This is a genomic window from Bradyrhizobium genosp. A, from assembly GCF_049949275.1.
Taxonomy (GTDB): Bacteria; Pseudomonadota; Alphaproteobacteria; order Rhizobiales; family Xanthobacteraceae; genus Bradyrhizobium.
Map to the genome: position 1 here is coordinate 5,654,779 of NZ_CP188196.1, position 17,688 is coordinate 5,672,466.

At 61.2% G+C, this 17,688-nt stretch carries 23 protein-coding genes and 1 pseudogene; 12 read left to right on the forward strand and 12 right to left on the reverse strand.

What is annotated here, in order from left to right:
* Positions 1–4 precede the first annotated feature (4 nt).
* Positions 5–991: a hypothetical protein gene (locus ACP2YP_RS26505; protein ID WP_426419212.1), complete on the reverse strand. Its 987-nt coding sequence runs from the start codon at positions 989–991 to the stop codon at positions 5–7.
* A 101-nt stretch (positions 992–1,092) separates the two neighbouring features.
* Complete coding sequence (gene recA / locus ACP2YP_RS26510) at positions 1,093–2,181, reverse strand: recombinase RecA (protein ID WP_026233157.1); 1,089 nt, start codon at positions 2,179–2,181, stop codon at positions 1,093–1,095.
* A 197-nt stretch (positions 2,182–2,378) separates the two neighbouring features.
* Between recA and ACP2YP_RS26515 the strand changes: the two genes are divergently transcribed.
* Positions 2,379–2,588 (forward strand): hypothetical protein, encoded by a 210-nt coding sequence (locus tag ACP2YP_RS26515; RefSeq protein WP_426419213.1) that lies wholly within the window; start codon positions 2,379–2,381, stop codon positions 2,586–2,588.
* 24 nt (positions 2,589–2,612) lie between these two features.
* On the opposite strand, the gene ACP2YP_RS26520 is transcribed toward ACP2YP_RS26515, so the two are convergent.
* Positions 2,613–3,371 (reverse strand): hypothetical protein, encoded by a 759-nt coding sequence (locus tag ACP2YP_RS26520; protein WP_426419214.1) that lies wholly within the window; start codon positions 3,369–3,371, stop codon positions 2,613–2,615.
* Positions 3,372–3,874: 503 nt separating this feature from the next.
* On the opposite strand from ACP2YP_RS26520, the gene ACP2YP_RS26525 reads away from it, so the two are divergent.
* The 3 genes from ACP2YP_RS26525 to ACP2YP_RS26535 all read left to right on the forward strand — a co-directional run bounded on the left by ACP2YP_RS26525 (position 3,875) and on the right by ACP2YP_RS26535 (position 5,926).
* Entirely contained in the window at positions 3,875–4,777 is a 903-nt protein-coding gene (locus ACP2YP_RS26525) for a transposase (protein WP_426419215.1), read from the forward strand.
* Positions 4,778–5,109: 332 nt separating this feature from the next.
* The gene (locus ACP2YP_RS26530) at positions 5,110–5,280 is read left to right on the forward strand and encodes a hypothetical protein (RefSeq protein WP_426419216.1); all 171 of its coding nucleotides are present in this window, start codon (positions 5,110–5,112) and stop codon (positions 5,278–5,280) included.
* A 142-nt stretch (positions 5,281–5,422) separates the two neighbouring features.
* Complete coding sequence (locus tag ACP2YP_RS26535) at positions 5,423–5,926, forward strand: hypothetical protein (protein ID WP_426419217.1); 504 nt, start codon at positions 5,423–5,425, stop codon at positions 5,924–5,926.
* A 363-nt stretch (positions 5,927–6,289) separates the two neighbouring features.
* Here the strand turns inward: ACP2YP_RS26535 and ACP2YP_RS26540 are convergent, their stop codons facing one another.
* Both ACP2YP_RS26540 and ACP2YP_RS26545 read right to left on the reverse strand, forming a co-directional pair.
* The gene (locus tag ACP2YP_RS26540; protein ID WP_426419218.1) at positions 6,290–6,598 is read right to left on the reverse strand and encodes a hypothetical protein; all 309 of its coding nucleotides are present in this window, start codon (positions 6,596–6,598) and stop codon (positions 6,290–6,292) included.
* A 9-nt stretch (positions 6,599–6,607) separates the two neighbouring features.
* Complete coding sequence (locus ACP2YP_RS26545) at positions 6,608–6,766, reverse strand: hypothetical protein (protein ID WP_426419219.1); 159 nt, start codon at positions 6,764–6,766, stop codon at positions 6,608–6,610.
* Between the two features lie 1,243 nt (positions 6,767–8,009).
* Here ACP2YP_RS26545 and ACP2YP_RS26550 point away from each other — a divergent pair.
* The 3 genes and pseudogenes from ACP2YP_RS26550 (at position 8,010) to ACP2YP_RS26560 (ending at position 9,413) form a co-directional block, all read left to right on the forward strand.
* Positions 8,010–8,208: pseudogene (locus ACP2YP_RS26550) on the forward strand (hypothetical protein).
* A gap of 306 nt (positions 8,209–8,514) precedes the next feature.
* Complete coding sequence (locus ACP2YP_RS26555) at positions 8,515–8,682, forward strand: hypothetical protein (protein ID WP_426419220.1); 168 nt, start codon at positions 8,515–8,517, stop codon at positions 8,680–8,682.
* A gap of 542 nt (positions 8,683–9,224) precedes the next feature.
* Positions 9,225–9,413 carry a hypothetical protein gene (locus tag ACP2YP_RS26560; protein ID WP_426419221.1) on the forward strand — a complete coding sequence of 63 codons (189 nt, stop codon included), beginning with the start codon at positions 9,225–9,227 and terminating at the stop codon, positions 9,411–9,413.
* A gap of 28 nt (positions 9,414–9,441) precedes the next feature.
* Here ACP2YP_RS26560 and ACP2YP_RS26565 read toward each other — a convergent pair whose 3' ends face one another.
* Both ACP2YP_RS26565 and ACP2YP_RS26570 read right to left on the reverse strand, forming a co-directional pair.
* The gene (locus ACP2YP_RS26565; protein ID WP_426419222.1) at positions 9,442–9,696 is read right to left on the reverse strand and encodes a hypothetical protein; all 255 of its coding nucleotides are present in this window, start codon (positions 9,694–9,696) and stop codon (positions 9,442–9,444) included.
* A 100-nt stretch (positions 9,697–9,796) separates the two neighbouring features.
* Positions 9,797–10,093 carry a hypothetical protein gene (locus tag ACP2YP_RS26570; RefSeq protein ID WP_426419223.1) on the reverse strand — a complete coding sequence of 99 codons (297 nt, stop codon included), beginning with the start codon at positions 10,091–10,093 and terminating at the stop codon, positions 9,797–9,799.
* Positions 10,094–10,442: 349 nt separating this feature from the next.
* Between ACP2YP_RS26570 and ACP2YP_RS26575 the strand changes: the two genes are divergently transcribed.
* Positions 10,443–10,907, forward strand: a complete 465-nt coding sequence (locus tag ACP2YP_RS26575; protein ID WP_426419224.1) for a PaaI family thioesterase — start codon at positions 10,443–10,445, stop codon at positions 10,905–10,907.
* A gap of 201 nt (positions 10,908–11,108) precedes the next feature.
* A complete protein-coding gene (locus ACP2YP_RS26580; RefSeq protein ID WP_426419225.1) occupies positions 11,109–11,366 on the forward strand; it encodes a PilZ domain-containing protein in 258 nt (85 codons plus the stop codon).
* Between the two features lie 32 nt (positions 11,367–11,398).
* On the opposite strand, the gene ACP2YP_RS26585 is transcribed toward ACP2YP_RS26580, so the two are convergent.
* Both ACP2YP_RS26585 and ACP2YP_RS26590 read right to left on the reverse strand, forming a co-directional pair.
* Positions 11,399–13,495, reverse strand: coding sequence for a pyrroloquinoline quinone-dependent dehydrogenase (locus tag ACP2YP_RS26585; protein ID WP_426419226.1), 2,097 nt, complete (start codon positions 13,493–13,495; stop codon positions 11,399–11,401).
* Entirely contained in the window at positions 13,443–13,676 is a 234-nt protein-coding gene (locus tag ACP2YP_RS26590; RefSeq protein ID WP_426419227.1) for a hypothetical protein, read from the reverse strand. Before ACP2YP_RS26590 ends, ACP2YP_RS26585 begins: the two co-directional genes overlap by 53 nt.
* Positions 13,677–13,828: 152 nt before the next feature.
* On the opposite strand from ACP2YP_RS26590, the gene ACP2YP_RS26595 reads away from it, so the two are divergent.
* Positions 13,829–14,233 (forward strand): hypothetical protein, encoded by a 405-nt coding sequence (locus tag ACP2YP_RS26595; RefSeq protein WP_426419228.1) that lies wholly within the window; start codon positions 13,829–13,831, stop codon positions 14,231–14,233.
* 113 nt (positions 14,234–14,346) lie between these two features.
* The gene (locus ACP2YP_RS26600; RefSeq protein WP_426419229.1) at positions 14,347–14,673 is read left to right on the forward strand and encodes a hypothetical protein; all 327 of its coding nucleotides are present in this window, start codon (positions 14,347–14,349) and stop codon (positions 14,671–14,673) included.
* 56 nt (positions 14,674–14,729) lie between these two features.
* Here ACP2YP_RS26600 and ACP2YP_RS26605 read toward each other — a convergent pair whose 3' ends face one another.
* On the reverse strand, positions 14,730–15,197 hold the full coding sequence (locus tag ACP2YP_RS26605) for a DUF6691 family protein (protein ID WP_426419230.1): 468 nt from the start codon (positions 15,195–15,197) through the stop codon (positions 14,730–14,732).
* A 5-nt stretch (positions 15,198–15,202) separates the two neighbouring features.
* A complete protein-coding gene (locus ACP2YP_RS26610; protein WP_426426277.1) occupies positions 15,203–15,631 on the reverse strand; it encodes a YeeE/YedE family protein in 429 nt (142 codons plus the stop codon).
* A gap of 182 nt (positions 15,632–15,813) precedes the next feature.
* Between ACP2YP_RS26610 and ACP2YP_RS26615 the strand changes: the two genes are divergently transcribed.
* Positions 15,814–16,977 (forward strand): GNAT family N-acetyltransferase, encoded by a 1,164-nt coding sequence (locus ACP2YP_RS26615; RefSeq protein ID WP_426419231.1) that lies wholly within the window; start codon positions 15,814–15,816, stop codon positions 16,975–16,977.
* A 7-nt stretch (positions 16,978–16,984) separates the two neighbouring features.
* On the opposite strand, the gene ACP2YP_RS26620 is transcribed toward ACP2YP_RS26615, so the two are convergent.
* Positions 16,985–17,650: a DsbA family oxidoreductase gene (locus ACP2YP_RS26620; RefSeq protein WP_426419232.1), complete on the reverse strand. Its 666-nt coding sequence runs from the start codon at positions 17,648–17,650 to the stop codon at positions 16,985–16,987.
* Positions 17,651–17,688: the final 38 nt, after the last annotated feature.

Below are 17,688 nucleotides of genomic sequence, written 5' to 3' on the forward strand. Positions count from 1 at the left end.
GGCCTCAAGGTTTCGTCAAAACGGAGCCATAGCGCCACAGCCGATCATTGGTCAGATGCGTGCCGCCCCACCAGCGATCGATCGGATTGTGGCGACTGAAATCTTCCTGATGGGCCAGGACGGCCTTGCCAAACTCAGTCAGTGACAAACGGCTGCCTAGGAAAGCCTCGTGCCTAGCCCTGGCATCTTCGCGGTCGATCGTGCGCAGTTCATCGTCCAGTCCGGCCACAGCGGGTCTCGGGCCGTGGGCCAACTCTTGGAGCAACCATTCCGACTCAAGTTCTCCGAAGACCCGTGTGCCCCGAAGCCTGCGCGAGTGAAACCGAGCATCCGCGCGTGTAAACCCCCTCGCAATGAGCTCGAGAAATCTCATCTCCGTCGCTCCAAGTCCCGTCGAAGCTGACGGCAGTTCTGCCAGGAGATCGAGCACGACCGGCCTCAACATCGGCAATGCACTAAGATCGCTGTGATCGAGATCAGCAAAGGCCTCGGGTGTCGGCGCGCAATAGGCCTGCCATGCCATCCTGGCAGTCTTGAGTTCGCTGCCCGTGACATCCACGACGGGAATATACGAAGCAGACTTTCCGACTTCTTCGCCTCTTAGCTTGAACAGATCGGACACCAGCAAACGCAGCCGGAGCCTTGCCAACAAGTTAGGGCATGAACCGAGATAGTCGAGCAGCCAAATCAGCTGCAGTTGATCTTCGGGGCCTGGATCGAACCAAATTTCAATTTCGTCATAGCGCTCGCAAAAATCGGCAAGAGGCAGGTTCCTGCGTTCCTTGAAAGCGCGAGGCCAGATGACACCCCAATCCGACCAGTGGTCGCCCAGCTTAAGCGTCTCGGAGCGCGCCCCGAAATAGGCTGCGAAATATTCAGGTGAAGGCAGCGGACCCCACGCGAAACGGAAAAAGAAAAAAACGACAATCTCAGCCAGATTCGACTTGGCTAGACCGGAGCCCGACGAACTGGTCAAGATCAGACGCTTCATCACACCACCCGATCACGACAACGCAAAACGAAACGGGCACTGACGACGTCGGCAACTCAACGTCCTCAGCGCCCGCTCCTCGCGAAACTCTACTGGTAGGTTTACTCGTCCGCCGGCTCCTCGCCGTCGGCGTCGCGCTCGGGGCTGCCGGCGAGAATCTGCTCGGCGATCAGGCCGGAGTTTTGGCGGATCGAGGTCTCGATCTTGGCGGTGATGTCGGGGTTGGCCTTCAGGAACGCTTTCGAATTCTCGCGGCCCTGGCCGAGGCGCTGGCTGTCATAGGAGAACCAGGCGCCGGATTTTTCGACGATGCCGGCCTTGACGCCGAGATCGAGGATCTCGCCCATCTTGGAGACGCCCTCGCCGTACATGATGTCGAATTCGACCTGCTTGAACGGCGGCGCCAGCTTGTTCTTGACGACCTTGACGCGCGTGGTGTTGCCGACCACTTCGTCGCGCTCCTTGATCGCACCGATACGGCGGATGTCGAGGCGGACGGAGGCATAGAACTTCAGCGCGTTGCCGCCGGTGGTGGTTTCCGGCGAGCCGTACATCACACCGATCTTCATGCGGATCTGGTTGATGAAGATCACCATGGTGTTGGACTTGTTGATGGACGCCGTGAGCTTGCGCAGCGCCTGGCTCATCAGACGGGCCTGGAGACCCGGCAGCGCATCGCCCATCTCGCCCTCGAGCTCGGCCTTCGGCACCAGCGCCGCAACCGAATCGATCACCAGCACGTCCACGGCGCCCGAGCGCACCAGCGTGTCGCAGATTTCCAGCGCCTGCTCGCCGGTGTCGGGCTGAGAGATCAGGAGCTCGTCGATATTGACGCCCAGCTTGCGCGCATAGACCGGGTCGAGCGCGTGTTCGGCGTCGATAAAGGCGCAGATGCCGCCCTTCTTCTGCCCTTCCGCTACCGTATGCAGCGCCAGCGTGGTTTTCCCTGAGGATTCCGGCCCGTAGATTTCGACGACACGTCCCTTCGGCAGGCCGCCGATGCCGAGCGCGATATCAAGCCCCAGCGAGCCCGAGGAGACCGCCTCGACATCCATCGAACGGTCGTTCTTGCCGAGCTTCATCACCGAGCCCTTGCCGAACTGCCGCTCGATCTGGGAAAGCGCGGCGGCCAGAGCTTTACTCTTGTCCATGGAAGATCCTTCGACGATACGCAGGGCAGTGGTGGACATCGGGTCGTGCTCCTTATGGCGAGGATTCGGGTGCGGGACAAACGATTGGCGCGGCGGGTCGTCGATAAAACCAATGTACACCATTTGTTCCAGGTTCGCAATATGTTCTTTTGCGGGTCCTGGTACTGTCCGTATTTGACCCTTAGTGTCCTAAGTTCCAGATTGCAGTGTCCTAATTCGCTTCTGGAGCATACTGCATGACCGACCAAAGCAGTCTCGTATGGTTCGTCTGGGTGCCGGGAGAACCTGCCCCGCAGATACATCAGTCCTTGGAGAGCGCATCGGCCCAAGCCGATTTGACTGCCCGGATGAATGTGGGCGCCAAAGTTCATATCTACCAACTCAAGAGTGTCGGAAGCATCAGCTACCCAAACACTCCGGCAATCTTTGGCGACTTCAAAAAGTAAGGCCGCCTCAGTTGGCGGCCTCTTTCATTCCGGAGCATCTTCGCGGTCAGCACGACGGCGAGCGGCCTCCGCGTCTGAACGTCGCTTTAGCCCGCGCAGGAATATTTCGATCCGGTCTGCCATGTCTTGATAGCTTTCCGGCGACAACACGCCCGGGACCGTAAGAGTCACCGGTCCCTCTTCCAGATTAAACACCTCCTGCAACATTGGAGGTGCTTTGAACAACGATGCTGGAAGGTCCAAAATATCTTTCCGGGGAGTCTGAGCGGCCGGATTCATAAGCGGAGGCTCCTGTTTTTCAGGTTCTTCCACAGAATTATACGCCTGAGTACCACCATCCACAAGCCGCATAGTGGCTAGATAAGTCTTAGCGGCTTTCTCTGCGGCCTCCGGTACAAAGTCCCGTTTAATAAGCCAAAAGCGAAGGTTATCTGGGCTCACGGCGCCCGGGAAATCCTTCCGGATGTCTTGGAAAAGCTTGGGGCGTAGAGCCAATTGTGAAATGGCCGCTGCTCGCTCAGCAGAGCCCTCTGGAGCCTCTAGGGCGTGCACAGCCTCGTTAGTGATGCGAATCTCGTCAGCATTGCCGTCGATCAGACCGTAGGCACGTAACGCGCCTATTTTGCCAAGCGCGGGACCGCTTAAGCTGTCGTGGCCAAGATGCTTTGCCAGCACAATGCGGGACATCTTATTGCGATGATCATTTGCATAGGCCTTGCGAGCGGCCTGCAAAGCCGCACCAAGATCGAGCATGGGGTAGTTGGGGCTGCGAACCTTTGCCATCCTTCCGGCCCTCCTATGGCCGTCTGAGCCCCCTTATCACAAAACGCCAGAGATAAATCAATAGATAAAATCCAGATTAATCTCTAGATGGGCTTGCGCCTTGTCCGAAGAAATGGCAGATTGCGATTACAGGAGATCGCAGATGTTCAGGAGGGTTTGAGCCCCTTGGGGCGCTAGCCGAGCGCCAAGGGGCCGGGAAAAAGGAAGGGCCGCTGCGCCAAACCTCGGGGGAGGAACGCAACGGCCCTGCAATCGGCTTCGTCTCAGGGATCGTCTAACGGTAGGACACCTGCCCCTACAAGCTGGGAAATGTCGGTCCGAATCCGGCTCCCTGAACCATCATCGAATTAGCGGGACCGACGGCGTTGGCGCGCTGCCGATCCCTAGTCACCCACCCCGGGATTGCGCCCCGAAGCGAATAACCTCTAAGAATATACGCCTTGGCGGGCGTTTTTTAAAGAGTCGCTGACGGGCCAATTCCTCACACAGAGGATTGCGCCCTCATGAATGAACTTTCCCGCGAACAGAAAATCCTTGTGATCTCATGCCTGACCGAAGGTCAGAGCATCCGCGCTACTGAGCGCCTTACCGGCATCCATCGCGATACGATCATGCGCCTTGGCGAGCGCATCGGCCGGGGCTGTGCCGAGCTGCACGACCGGATGATGGTTGGCGTCCGCGTCGGCCGCATCGAGCTTGACGAGATTTGGGGATACGTCGGCAAAAAGCAGAAGCGCGTCGAGCGGAACGAGATCGGCCATAAGGGCGACCAGTATTCGTTCATTGCGCTGGGCTCCGCGAGCCGCGCCATCATCAGCTACCGCACTGGCAAACGCGACAGCGAGAATACGGACCTGTTTACGCAGGACTTGCGTGAGCGCGTGATCGGCGAGCCGGAGATCAGCACCGATGGTTTCCTGCCCTACCAGAACGCCATCCGCGATGCCTTCCGTGGCAATGCGCACCATGGCGTGATCGTAAAGACCTACTCCGTAACGAACCTGGCCGTAAAGGACGCCGCGCGCCGCTACAGCCCGGCTGAGGTAATTGCAGTAGAGCGGGAGGTAGTAAGCGGCTTCCCGGTCAAAATCTCGACTAGCTACGTTGAGCGCCAGAACCTCACGCTGCGCATGACGCAGAAGCGGTTCGCGCGTCTCACGAATGGATTTTCAAAGAAGCTCACCAACCACGCTGCGGCGGTCAGCCTGTACGTTGCTCACTACAACCTCTGTCGGGTCCACGAATCCCTCAAGACCACTCCAGCGGTTGCCATTGGCATTGCGGATCGGGTCTGGACGCTGGGGGACCTGATCGACGCCGTGCTGCCGCTGGAGCCGAACCGGCCCGTACGGGTGAAGCGGAATTTCAGGGTAATTGAGGGAGGTCAAAGCTCTCGTACAGATTGAACCGTACAGAGGCTGGGAACAACCAAACAGAGAGTCGGTTAAGCAACAGCCGAAGGAAAAAGGGTCCTTTTGCGAACTTATGTGGAACAAATGGGCTTGACATGACCCCAAGGCCATTGACTTGGCGGGGCCTTTTAAGAGACAAGTAACGAAGCAAGGGATTCCGAGCGCGACTGCATCAAGAATCGACAATTGTCAATGGATACTTACCAAAAGTTAATTCGGTAACTCCATAGTCGCGCCACGGAGGAACATTATCTGAGTTGCGAGCACAAAACTACCCGCCACGCCTAGGGTCAATCATTAGGAAGCAGGTAGCCGGAGGTAGGAACATGCAAGTTGAAATGGAAGCCCTAAAAAAGCATCTGTTCGACGAAAATAAGATTCGAAACATCAAGTTCTACCCGGGCCACAATGCTGACGTGTCCCCGGAGGACATGGCGCGCGAGATCAACAAGTTTTTCGCCGATTCAGATGAAGCCACCGAGACCGTCACGGACTAAACCTTGACGGGCAATTATCTAAACGTCATACAAGGCGCCTCATAGTCATGTGGCGCCTTTTTTGATGCCTTTTGCGCAGCTTTATCAAGCAGTTCAGACCCAAGGTGATAGAATCAGCACGAAGTGGCTGAGGTCGAGGGCTATGGAATTTTCGCATATTGCGAAAATCAAAGAGCAATGGTCTGGCGTAATCGATGCGAACGTGGTCAGGGGCTTTTACATTGAGGGCCCTAAGGGGCCCCCTGTCACATTGGAAGAAAGCCAAGCCCTAATCGTTTTGGCCCGCGCCATGTGCGACGGAGTTCAGGGCGACCATTGGAGGAGGGCTGTCCTTGCCAAAGAACTCATGCATGTCTTTGACGAGGAAGATGAAAAGACCCACACTCGCGATCAATTTGATGCCCAGGTCCACAAGTTTGGGAACCCGGCGGCTCCTGTGACGTCGCAATTCCGCGCGGAAGCTAAGGCATACTGGCGGTCTCTGGCAGTCCTTTGCACGGATAAAAAACGCCTTGAATACAAGGCCGCACTTCAAGCTGAGACCATTAGCTTCGAAGTGGTCGCAGCCGCGCTGCGTATTCCGGTTCCTATGGTTCGCGACATGATGTCCGATCAATTCGAACAGTATCGCGATGGCTGGATGTAAGTGTCCTAATTCCCCTCCGCGACTGTCTCGCTACGCGACATAAAATCTTGGCACAACTTGTGCAGTCTGTTGCGTACCGGGGTTTTGCATCATCCCCCTCGGGGCTGGAAAGCCGCCGCCCGCGATCATTTAAGCGGGCGGCGTTTTTGCTTCCAAGAACGAAAAGGTCCCCAGCCCGGGGCTGACCGGCTGAGGACCTTTGCGAGCGGCGCGTACTCTACGCTGCGCGACTCATTACCATCTCACTGTCATAAAACAAAGTGTCCTAATTCGGATTAGCGGGTGTCCTAATTAGGACAGCACCCGGGTCCTGGTACTGGCCTGTTTCCGAGCGCAGTGGCCTAGTTTGATTTTAGGAGTGGCCTAATTTGGCGGCGGGAACAGCGAAAACGATCGACCGCCATCACCAAAATGAATTCGCCCCGTGACGCTTTTAATCCGCAAACTCTGATGAATATTCCGATCAGAAATGCAACACTGGAACCAGATGCGCTCGACTTCCGCACCGTCGCGCATCGCGACGGCCTTGTTGTATCGCTCGACCAAATCGGGCCGACCGCGCGCGATGCCTTCAAGGGCCGCTATCTGTTCATTGACTGCGAGACTACTGAAACCACCCGCTTCCATCGCCGCAATCACCAAGCCCATAAATTGGGTCATCTTTTCTACCATTGGGCCGCCTCAGTGGGCGGCCTCTAGTTCAATCTTCATTTCGACGGGATCGCTATCCACGTCGTAAATCTGCGAGACGTTCATTGCGAACGTCCGGAACCAGCGCACGCGTTGAGCCGCGGGCCACTCTCCAGAAGTTGGAATCTTTTTCAAGAGCGCGATCAGCAAGGGATCAAGCCCAAGTTCGCCTAACCCGTCATCGCCGCCACCCAAAGCTCAGGGAACACATTACGAATGTCACCTTCATGATGAAGGGCAACACGAAGTGGGACGCCTTCTATCGACACCTTCAACGCGGAGCCCCTAAGCTACATGAAACGGCAGAGTTCGACTTCGGCGACGATCCTTAGAGTGGCCTGTTTCGCATCTGCAAGTGGCCTATTTCGGCCAGTACCCGGGTGCTGGTGCTGTCCGTATTTGATCCCTAGTGTCCTAGTTTGTTCTGGGGGGTGTCCTAATTCGATTCTGCATTAGGTTGAGATTCTTTGACACCGCTAACTTAGGAGGGAACGGATGCCCAGAGGATCAGACGACTCAAGAATTCACGCGGAAGCGATTGTGAAAGCAGCTTGCATCAATGCGGCAGCAGTCTTGATTGCAGCTGGGAGAATATCAGCGCCACCCGGCGACGAAGCTAAGGCCGCTGCTCACGCGGCGATGGAGATATGGGGCTTCTTGGAAAAGCCCGATAGTTGGCCACGATAAGTCAACTAGAGGCCGCCTCAGTTGGCGGCCTCTTTCATTCTTCATCCTGCGCCGATCGGCTAAGGAGCCCGCCCTTACGGGCAGATGATCCTTCGTCTTTGTAGATCATCTTGAAAATACTAGCCGCCGTATCGAGCCAAAGCTTCCGGGCCAGCACCACGACGGCGCCTAATTCCCTCTCAATCAGGGCTTGTATTAAATTGAAATCTGCTTTCGCAGTTGCGAGCGCCGATTGTCTCGCTACGGGGCATTGAACCTTGGCATGGGGTGTGCAGACCAATGCTTATCGGGATTTTGCGTCATCCCTCCCGGGGCTGGAAGTCGCCGCCTGCGCTACATTTAAGCGGGCGGCGTTTTTGTTTGTGAAACAACCAAACAAAAAGGCCCCAGTCCGGGGCTGGACCGACTGGGGCCTTTGGGCTTCAGCGCTACTGGTCTTTGTAGACCGGGCCGACAACTCGTAGAGTGCGACTTCGTTCCAGTGTCCTATTTCAAGACTGCAACTGTCCTAATTTGGACAGCAGCCGGATTTGGGGGGCTGGCCTGCTTCCGACTGCTGGGCTACCTCCGACCTCGGTGGCCTGGCTTGAAAACGGCAGTGGCCCTGATCTGAATTTCAGCATTTGTTAATGACGGAACCGGATGGCACGTACTAACATTTTGTCTGCAAATCCTACGGTTAGGACCCGTATGCACGAGGCCTGTCATGCGGCATCGCCGCCGGTTCAAGCAAACCCTATCCCTTGAAGAACGCCTCGCCCAGGAAGCCGAACGCCTGAGAGAGAGCCGAGAGGCTCCCGCCCGGCTCTGAGCGCGAAGCCCTCCTCCGTAAAGCCAGGCAAGCTGAAACAGGCTCGCACATGAGCGAGTGGCTGCGATCTCCCGGATTGATGCCGCCCACCTAACGTTCGCAACACGGCCGACAAGGAACCGCCCTCAAGCCGACCCCGCCTCCTGATCCAGAACGGACGGAGGACACGAGGCAAGCCGCCCGAGAGTACGCCGACGACCAGCGCGAGAATCATCAAGAAGCTCCGCAGGAAGATGCAGCAACCGGCGCCACTGCCCTCCGCAAAATGTGAGGCCACGCTTCTCGTTCGAAAATGACGCGCATCAAAGACGCGCCGTCATCATTCCGCAATCTTGTGGCACCGAAACCTTTCCGCGGCTGCCGACTTGAAACGGGGGCTGCCACAATGGGGGATTGGATCATGACGGACAACACGCAGCACGATGCCGGCAGGCGCAATTCGCAGCGCGAGATGGCGCTTGAGGAGATGCACAAGTTCGAACGCAGGGAGAGCGAGTTCCGCAAAAAGGACCGCGCGGAGCGTGCCGCCGATCTCCGCCTGCCGCTGGACGAGATCAAGGTGCACTAGGAAACGCCAGGCGAAACAGGCTGTTGCCTACTGTGCATGGGCTTGTTTTCGCAAGCTTGGGCGGCACGTGCCGCTAGAGCTGCCTTACATCAGCGCCAGCAGCACGATGCCGATAACCAAGACCACGAAGCCAGCCGCCGTCGCGGCGGCGAATGACCGCTCGACCTTATCCATGATGCCACCCCGCTAGCAGCGCGCCACGTTTCCCCCATGGCTTCGCCGTGCCCGCAAAGTGTCGCCAACGGATGTGTCTGAAGTTGTGCGGGGCGATGTCTGAATTGGGACGCGAGAGCGGTTCTCAACGTGGCCGCAAGCCTCGCACAAGCTTGCGTAGGGCGCCTGTAGCCAGCGGTGATGGGCGGTTCAACGCAGGTAGAAAACGCATCCATCTTTCGGAATCCGATTTCGCTTGTTTCGAGCTGCGCGCGCTTGCTGAATTCCGGTGAGCTATCCGTGACTTAACGGCAAATTTTGCTTGTCGATGGAATATTGCGCCGGCCAACATGTTACCCGACATGGCAAGGTGAATCGTGGAGGTGACCATGAATCACAGGGGCGTTGAGTTCACGGTTGCAAAGACGGCGACCCCGGGCGTCTGGCAGTGGCAGTTCCGGATCGGCGACGAGACCAAGACAGGCAAGACCGAGACAAAGATCGACCTGCTGGCGATCCGTCGCGTGCAGCTGCGCATCGATCGGGAGCTGAAGGCCATCGGCCGCAAGACGGCCTGAATCGGCAGGTCGAGAGGCCGGACCAGGGCTAATCGGCGCTGGGCAGCCGCCGCATGGTGAATTCGATCTCGCCGCCGGGCAGTTCGCGCCAAGTCTCGACTTCGCTCATATAGCCGGCCTTGGGATAGCGCGCGAAGAAGGCCTGCGCCCTTGCCCGTGCCGCGGCGCGCGGCAGGGTGAAGCTCTCGCGCAGATAGCCGTCGCCGGCATTGCCGCCCGCCCCAGTCGCCGGCTTGCGCCGGCGCGCCATCCGCTCGGCGAGGTCCCGCGGGCGATCGGCCATATCCTGCCTCCTCAACGCAACACTGCGAGGAAATGTAGGATCAGGGCCGATCGAAGGGGAGTCCCGAAACGAGGCGTCGTCCGCCTCCGGGGCCGCCCGGTCAATTGGCGGCCGTACCGGCCTTGGTCTTCTTGGGCGCACTGGTGGCCGCCGAGGCCTTCGCCGCGGGCTGCTTCGGCGGGTCGGCGCGCATTCCGCCCCAGGGATCGCTGGACGCCTTGGCGTCCGGAATCTTCTTCAACGTGTCCTTGTAGGCCTTGTCGCGCGCGGCATCCGCGGCCTTCTCGTCCTCGGTCTTGGACGGGCCGTCCGCCATCAGATTGATATGGGGCGAATCCTGCGCGAAGGCCGGTCCAGCCACCAGCGCCAGCACCGCCGCCATACGGAAAAGCTTCATCAGTCACTCCTTGATCATCGATAGAGGGGGCGGACGCCGCACCCTGACTTCTTCACGGCTCCGAGCGCCGCTTCAATCCGCTAAAGTCGATCCGATCTGCACGATTTCGGCCCGTGGAGCCAGTCGTCCCAGATCGGGCCGCACCTGGTGCAACCGTTCAGCGCCAGACCAAGCGCGGCCAGGCAAATGACAAGGACACATCGACGCAACATCGTCCACCCGCTCCCAAGCCTGGCATCATATCGGGCGAAGTCGGGCATTTTCAAGCCGACGGATCGCGGGTGACTTTGCCGCGCCCAAGCGGGCAGAATGAGCGAAACATCCGGCAACACAGGAGGGAACGACAGCCATGCCACCGCAGCCAGACGACGAGTTCGGCATCGCCGAGGCCAGACGCATCCTCGGCGAGGTCTTTGCGCCCTGGGTCCAGGATCTCAACCTCTCCGTCGAGCGCATCGAGCACACCCCGCCTGCCGATGTGCCGGACTGGCAGCCGGGCGCGCTGCTCCGCATGCCGTTCTCGGAACGGCTGTGCCGCAATGGCGGGGTGGTCTGCGGCCAGGCGCTGATGGCGCTTGCCGACACCGCGATGGTGATCGCGAACCTCGCCGCCAATCGCGGCTATCGTCCGATGACCACGGTGGACCAGACCACGCATTTCATGCGCGCGGTCTCCTCGTCCGACGTGCTGGCGGATGCGCGCGTGGTGCGGCTCGGGCGCACCATGAGCTTTGGCCGCGTCACCCTGCTCTCCGCCACCGACAACAAGCAGGTGGCGATGGTGTCGAGCGCGTTCGCGATGCTGCCGGGCTGAGCATCAGCGAAAGGAAGAGAGAGCATGGACGACAACGAGAGCGCTGCGGAAGGCCTGCGGGATAAAACTCGGCGGGAGGTGACTCGCCGCTGCAACGTCGTAAACGAAGTCTGAAGCGCTGTGCAAGTAGCGCCAGTATTGAGTTTAGTTCAACGTAATTTCTATGCACTACTTTACAATCATCGTTATGGATTAATGCGAATGGTCGAGAAGCGTGCATCGCGACGTTACCGTGTTTTCAAGGGCGGCACGATCACCTTTGAAAATGGCGGTATCGCGTGCACGGTGCGCAACGTGTCGGACAGCGGCGCCGCGATTGATCTCGAAAACCCTGTCATATTGCCGCAATCGTTCACATTGTCGATCGCGCGCGACAATTTCGTACAGAATTGCCGCCCGGTGTGGCGCAACGACAAACGCGTCGGCCTCGCATTCGTACAGGTAGTACATATCGTGTGAATGTCCGTTCGCATCGCGCGCGCGATGCAGCGTTATGCGCGCGCGATATGACGGCGGCGACGCCAGCGCCGCCCCGCGATCACCAGCGCGACAATCGCAAGCGCGATCGCCGGCGAAGCCGAAAAAAATCGTCCGCCGGGACGATCGATCGTGCGCGACCACAATGACGGCGCCTCGCCCGGGCGCGCCAGGCGAAACGCGACGAGGCTGTCGCCAATCGAGGTGCCGGCTTCGGAATGACCGCCGGCGCCGATCGCGACATATTGCTCGCCCTTCCAGACATAGGTCATGGGATTGGCAACGCCGGGCACCGGCAGCCGCCCCTGCCACAGCTCTCGTCCGCTTCGCGCATCGAAGGCACGCAAGTAAGCATCCATCGCGCCAGTGAAGACGACACCACCTGCGGTCACCGCGAGCCCGTTCACCAGCGGCGCGCCAAAGGGCAACGGCACGCCGAGCGGCGCCAGATCCTCGGTAGTGCCGACGGTCGAACGCCAGAGGATCTTGCCGGCCTTGAGATCGACCGCGACCATTTCGCCCCAGGGCGGCTTGTTGCAGAGCAGCCCGAGCGGCGACATCATCACCGAACGCGACATCGCATAGGGCGCGCCTTTTTGCTGGCCGAAATCATGACCGGGCGGCGGATTGAACCCGGCGGCATCCGCTCGCGGGATCAGCTTGATGAGATGAACGGCACGGCTGGTGTTGGCGTAGAGGATCTGGTTGACCGGATCGAACGCCGCGCTGCCCCAGTTCACCCCGCCGCCGGTGAATGGAAACTCCAGCGTGCCTTGCGTCGAAGGTGGCGTGAACAGGCCTTCGTTGCGCGCGTCCGCGAACTTCTGTTCACAGGACGAGCGGCGCAGGCCGGGCAACAGCGAGAGTGCATCGTCGGTCGAGATCGTCTGCGATGTCAGCGCCGGCACATGTGTCGGGAACGGCTGCGTCGGCGAAAGTCGTTCACCCTCCGCACCGCCTTGCGGCACCGCGCGCTCCTCGACCGGCCACACCGGCTTGCCGGTGTCGCGGTCGAGCACGAACACAAAACCTTGCTTGGTCGGCTGGATCACGACATCGCGCGAGCCCTCGCCCGTGTCGATGCGCGCGAGCGTCGGCTGCGCCGGCAGATCGTAATCCCAGACGTCGTGATGCACGGTTTGAAACGCCCATACGAGTTCGCCGGTCTCGATGCGCAGCGCGACGACCGAATTGGCGTGCTCGTTATTGCCGGGCCGCTTGCCGCCCCAAAAATCCGGCGACGGCGAAGACGTCGGCAGGAATACGAGCCCACGCGATGCATCGACCGACATTGCCGCCCAGACATTGGCATGGCCGGCCTCGATGCCGTCGCGCTTGAGCGGCTCGAAGGTCCAGCGCGGCTCACCACTGCGGGCGTCGAACGCGCGCACCACGCCGCTCGGCGCATCGACGCGGCGGTTGTCGCCGATCGCGGAGCCGACCACGATAACACCGCGGCCGACCGCCGGTGGCGACGTGATCTGGAATTCGCCGGGCCATTCCAGCGGCATGCCGATATCGAGCTTGATCTCGCCGCCCATGCCGAAATCCGCGCAGGGAAGACCTGTCATGGCATCGAGTGCGATCAGGCGAACATCGTTCGTCCCCATGAAGATGCGCGATCGGCAGGCGGCGCCTCGAGGCACGGTGTCGTCAATCCAATAGGTGACGCCACGGCAGACATAGCGATTGGCCGGGCGCTGGTTGATGGCGATCTTCGGATCGTAGCGCCACTTTTGCGCTCCCGTGCCCGGATCGAGTGCGATCACCTCGTTGAAGGGCGAGCAGAAGATCAGGCTGTCCTCGACCAACAGCGGTGTCGCCTCGAACTTGGTTCGCCGCATCACCTCGGGCGGACGCGCCGTAATATCGCCAGTGTGAAATTCGAAAGCGCGGATGAGTTGGCCGACATTGTCGGATGTGATCTCGCGCAATGGCGAGAAGCGCGAACCGCCGGGATCGCCACCCCAGCTCTCCCAGGCGACGCACGGCCGCGCTACAAGCAGAACGACAAGGCCAACCAGATATCGCAGCCGGCCCGCCACCACGCGCCTCGCGCTATTTCGGCTTCTTGGCGGGCTCGCTCGGACGCGCCCCGCCCCACGGGTCATACTTTTCCTTGGACTCCGGAATGCGCTCGAGCGCGGCCTTGTAGGCCTTCTCGTCGACCTTGGGCTTGTTGTCCGCCTTCTGGCCGCTATCCTGCTGATGGCGCCGGCCGCCGCCCATTTGCGCCTGCGCGGAAGCAACTGTCAGCGCCAGCACCGCAGCCGCTATGACCAGAATTCTCATCGCTGCAATCCCCCTCATCCAGGGTACAAAATAGCCTGCAATCCCGTAATAGCAAAGGCGGCGGGTTCCAACCCTTCAGCAAATGTTGATCGGCCGGGACTTCGTCCCGTCGAATTCGCGTCTATCTGTTGGCCCGCAGGGGACCTTCACGGATGTTGCGGATTGTTGCTCATGTGACGCTGCTCGCCGGCGCGCTTGCGCTCGGCGCGTGCGGCTTTGCCGACAGCCGCGCGCCCGTGCCCGACTTCATGCGCCTCAAGGAAGCCGACCAGCCGCCGCCCGAACCGCCGCCTGACATCAAGCGCGTGGTCCGCGAGCAGATCGAAGTGGTCTTCCTCAACACCTCCTATCCGCGCGAGGTGCAGGTCGCCCTGCCCCATCACGAGGTCCGCGGACCGGGCTGGACGGCCTGTGTCCGCGCGCAACTCACCTCGGCCACCGGCTCGGCGCTGGGCACCCAGACCTACATCGTGACGATCAACGGCGGAAAGGTAGTCGACCGGCGGCGCGCGGAGGCCGATGACATCTGCGGGTCGGAAGCCTACGAGCCGATCTAGCAATGAATTGCGCCACACGACCATACGGTTCCGGGAAAAACCTATAATTTTGCCGGAACGATCGTCGCCTCCCATTCTTGTTACCGCCGAGGGCAGTTTCGGAGGAGGACAGGATGAGGACGTTCACGATTGCATTGCTGGCCGGTGTCGGGGCTCTCGCTGCGGCGAGCGGCGCGAAGGCTGCGGATCTGTACACGACCAGCGAATACACCAACCCCGATCTCGTTCAGCAGGTCCGGCTCGTCTGCGACGACGCAGGCAATTGCTATCGCACCCGCGGCGGTGCACGCGTGATCGTGCGCGACTCCTATGACGCCATGCCGCGCGAGCGCTATTACGAGCGCCGCACCTATCGCGACTGGGACGATGGTCCGCGCGCCGGCGTCGGCATTCGCGCGCCCGGCGTCAGCGTGGGCGTCGGTGTCGGCGACCGCTGGTAAGCAACACGGCATGACGGAGAGGACCGGACGAGACAGCTCGTTCGGTCCTGTCTGCGTCAAGACTCGAGCGGATGAACCGGCGCAGCGACGCGCGTTGACGACGGCAGCTGCGCGATGAAGCGGGCAAGCACCATGCCGGCGAACATCGCGGCGACGAAGATGACGGCTGAGGTCGAGCCGAAGCCGAGCGCGGTCAGGGCCGGCCCTGGGCAGAAGCCGGCCAGTCCCCAGCCGATGCCGAAGATCGCGGGACCAACGATGATTCTTGGATCGATGTCGCTGCGTGTCGGCACGTAGAAGCGTTCGGCGAAGAAGGGGCGTGCAAGCTTCAAGACATGCCTGAAGCCGACGAAGGTCACGGCGACCGCGCCGGCCATCACGAAAGCGAGGCTCGCGTCCCATGTCCCCGCCGGGATGCCGCCGAGGTCGAGGAAGTTCAGCACCTTTGCCGGATTCGACATGCCGGAGACGATGAGCCCGAGGCCGAACAGCAAGCCGATTGCGAATTGAACGAGAATGGTCATTGCCGTCAGCTCCAGTGCCGGATCACGAAGACGGTCGCGACGCCCGTCGCCATGAAGGTGATGGTCGCGACCAGCGAGCGCACCGACAATCGCGACAGACCGCAGACGCCATGGCCTGAGGTACAGCCGCTGCCCCACACGGCGCCGAAGCCGGTGAGCAGCCCTGCGACAATCAGCACCGGCGTTCCCGCCGCGATCGTCTGCGTGGGCAGGCTTCCGGTCACGAGCCGCACCAGCGCGGGTGCGGCAATGAGGCCGGCGACGAAGGCGAGCCGGCCGGCAAATTCGCGATCCTCGTAAGGCGGAAACAACCGCGCCGCGATGCCGCTGACGCCGGCGATCCGTCCCGTCGCCCACATCAGGAGCACGGCGGACAGGCCGATGAGCGCGCCCCCGAGGAGCGAGGCAATCGGCGTGAAAGACGTGGCGACCATGTGATCCTCCGGATCGAGAGCTTCCATCATAGCACTCGCCGGCTTGCCGGCCGCATGCTCAATGAGACGTTAACAATACCACCCGAATTGAAGCGGCGCCCCAACGGGATTTTCCAATCTTTGCGCTAAGCATGACCCGTGTAGCGCCGGCGACTGCCTGGCGTGAACGGGGATGACGGGACGTGGTCGACATCGCGCATCAGGCTGCGATCAATCCGGCATCGGCGAAGGATGCAACGCCCGCGCTCGTCCCGCTGACGGCGATCGAGCCCGGCCAGTGGCGCGCGCTGGCGCAGCGGGCGGTCGAGCCGAACGGCTATTATTTGCCTGCCTGGGAGCTCGCCGTCAGCGCAACCGCGCGGGACCGTGTCGGTGCCTCGGCCCTGTCCGTATGCGGCGCCTCCTCGACCCGGCTGATCGGCTTGATGCCGGTGGTGTCGCTCTGGCGGGTCTGGAAGATCCCCCTGCCCGCGCTGGTGAGTGCGCATCCCTATGGCACGCTGTGCAGCCCGCTGATCGACCGCGACGCCTCGGTCGACGCGGCGACGCGCCTGTTGCAGCGCGCGCGCGAGGCCGGCGCGCATGCGCTGATCCTGCGCGACGTTGCGCTGGGCGGCGCCGCGATGGCATCGCTCCGGGAAGCGCTCGGCCAGGCCGGCCTGACACCGCGTGTGCTCGGTTCCTACGTCCGCGCCAGCCTCGATGCGACACAGGACGGCGACAAGCTGCTGCACGACGCTCTCGGTCCCAAAAAACTCAAGGAGCTGCGCCGGCAGCGCCATCGCCTGGAGGAGCACGGTGCGATCAGCTTTGACGTCGCGCGCAAGCCCGACGAGATCAAGCCCGCGCTCGAGACCTTCCTGCAGCTCGAAACCAGCGGCTGGAAGGGTGAGCGCGGCACCGCACTGATTCAGGATGCAGGCGATGCGACCTTCATCCGCCGCGCCGTCCCCGCACTCGCCGAGACCGCGCAATGCGAGATCGTCACGCTGCGCGCAGGCGTGACGCCGGTGGCCGCCGGCATCGTGCTGCGCCACCAGGACCGCGCCTTCTTCTTCAAGCTCGGCATCGACAAGCGTTTTGCCAAATATTCGCCGGGCGTGCAGCTCACGCTCGATCTGACGCGCCATCTCTGCGCCGATCCTGCCATCGCAAGTGCGGACTCCACTGCAAGCGCCGATCATCCCATGATCAACCCGATCTGGCGCGGCCGCCTTGCGATCGGCGATGTGCTGATCCCGCTGCGGCGGAACGATCCGATGGTGGCGTTGATTCACGCGGCGCTGGTCGCGCGTGGCTTCGCACGCGAGACAGCGCGCCGGGCGATTCACCTACTCCGCAAATAGACGTGCGCTATTCCGCCGCTTGCGCGTTGATCTCGGCCGAGACCTGGCGGATGGCGCGGGCGAGCAGGTTCGGGTCCTGCGCGCCGGAGACGGCGTATTTCTGCGCGAACACATAGGTCGGCACGCCGGAGATTCCCTTCTCGGCAGCCTCCTGCGCATCGGCCGACACGCGCGCGACGTCCTCGTCGGTGGCAAGGCGCCGGCGCACGTCCTCGGCATCGAGGCCGACATCGGCCGCGGCCTGCACTAGCACGTTGAGGTCGGTGAGATCGCCGCCGTCGCGGAAATACAGCTCCATCAGGCGCTGCTTCATCTCGGGCGCCTTGCCGATCGCCTCAGCCCACAGGATCAGGCGATGGCAGTCGGTGGTGTTGGGCTGGCGCGCGACCAGCTCGGGCTTGTAGACGAGGCCCTCTTCGCTGGCGGCCGCAACCACACGGCCGGCAATGCCCTTGTAGGCCTCGACCGAGCCGAACTTGGTGGTGAGATAATTCTCACGGCTGATGCCTTCGCGCGGCACCCAGGGATTGAGGAAAAAGGGACGGAAATTCAGCTTGACCGGAACGTCGGGCACCAGCGCGAGCGCGCTCTCGATCCGGTGCTTGCCGATATAGCACCACGGGCACACCACGTCAGAGACGACATCGATCTGGAGCGGTTTGAGGGTGCTCATGGGCGCCTCCTTCGGGCGGTGCGATTTTGTCGGAAGAT

Excerpts from the sequence above, each read along its gene's own strand:
- ACP2YP_RS26505 (WP_426419212.1), bottom strand. The coding sequence starts at position 991 with ATGAAGCGTCTGATCTTGACCAGTTCGTCGGGCTCCGGTCTAGCCAAG.
- recA (WP_026233157.1), bottom strand. The coding sequence starts at position 2,181 with ATGTCCACCACTGCCCTGCGTATCGTCGAAGGATCTTCCATGGACAAG.
- ACP2YP_RS26515 (WP_426419213.1), top strand. The coding sequence starts at position 2,379 with ATGACCGACCAAAGCAGTCTCGTATGGTTCGTCTGGGTGCCGGGAGAA.
- ACP2YP_RS26520 (WP_426419214.1), bottom strand. The coding sequence starts at position 3,371 with ATGGCAAAGGTTCGCAGCCCCAACTACCCCATGCTCGATCTTGGTGCG.
- ACP2YP_RS26525 (WP_426419215.1), top strand. The coding sequence starts at position 3,875 with ATGAATGAACTTTCCCGCGAACAGAAAATCCTTGTGATCTCATGCCTG.
- ACP2YP_RS26530 (WP_426419216.1), top strand. The coding sequence starts at position 5,110 with ATGCAAGTTGAAATGGAAGCCCTAAAAAAGCATCTGTTCGACGAAAAT.
- ACP2YP_RS26535 (WP_426419217.1), top strand. The coding sequence starts at position 5,423 with ATGGAATTTTCGCATATTGCGAAAATCAAAGAGCAATGGTCTGGCGTA.
- ACP2YP_RS26540 (WP_426419218.1), bottom strand. The coding sequence starts at position 6,598 with ATGGTAGAAAAGATGACCCAATTTATGGGCTTGGTGATTGCGGCGATG.
- ACP2YP_RS26555 (WP_426419220.1), top strand. The coding sequence starts at position 8,515 with ATGACGGACAACACGCAGCACGATGCCGGCAGGCGCAATTCGCAGCGC.
- ACP2YP_RS26560 (WP_426419221.1), top strand. The coding sequence starts at position 9,225 with ATGAATCACAGGGGCGTTGAGTTCACGGTTGCAAAGACGGCGACCCCG.
- ACP2YP_RS26565 (WP_426419222.1), bottom strand. The coding sequence starts at position 9,696 with ATGGCCGATCGCCCGCGGGACCTCGCCGAGCGGATGGCGCGCCGGCGC.
- ACP2YP_RS26570 (WP_426419223.1), bottom strand. The coding sequence starts at position 10,093 with ATGAAGCTTTTCCGTATGGCGGCGGTGCTGGCGCTGGTGGCTGGACCG.
- ACP2YP_RS26575 (WP_426419224.1), top strand. The coding sequence starts at position 10,443 with ATGCCACCGCAGCCAGACGACGAGTTCGGCATCGCCGAGGCCAGACGC.
- ACP2YP_RS26580 (WP_426419225.1), top strand. The coding sequence starts at position 11,109 with ATGGTCGAGAAGCGTGCATCGCGACGTTACCGTGTTTTCAAGGGCGGC.
- ACP2YP_RS26585 (WP_426419226.1), bottom strand. The coding sequence starts at position 13,495 with ATGACCCGTGGGGCGGGGCGCGTCCGAGCGAGCCCGCCAAGAAGCCGA.
- ACP2YP_RS26590 (WP_426419227.1), bottom strand. The coding sequence starts at position 13,676 with ATGAGAATTCTGGTCATAGCGGCTGCGGTGCTGGCGCTGACAGTTGCT.
- ACP2YP_RS26595 (WP_426419228.1), top strand. The coding sequence starts at position 13,829 with ATGTTGCGGATTGTTGCTCATGTGACGCTGCTCGCCGGCGCGCTTGCG.
- ACP2YP_RS26600 (WP_426419229.1), top strand. The coding sequence starts at position 14,347 with ATGAGGACGTTCACGATTGCATTGCTGGCCGGTGTCGGGGCTCTCGCT.
- ACP2YP_RS26605 (WP_426419230.1), bottom strand. The coding sequence starts at position 15,197 with ATGACCATTCTCGTTCAATTCGCAATCGGCTTGCTGTTCGGCCTCGGG.
- ACP2YP_RS26610 (WP_426426277.1), bottom strand. The coding sequence starts at position 15,631 with ATGGTCGCCACGTCTTTCACGCCGATTGCCTCGCTCCTCGGGGGCGCG.
- ACP2YP_RS26620 (WP_426419232.1), bottom strand. The coding sequence starts at position 17,650 with ATGAGCACCCTCAAACCGCTCCAGATCGATGTCGTCTCTGACGTGGTG.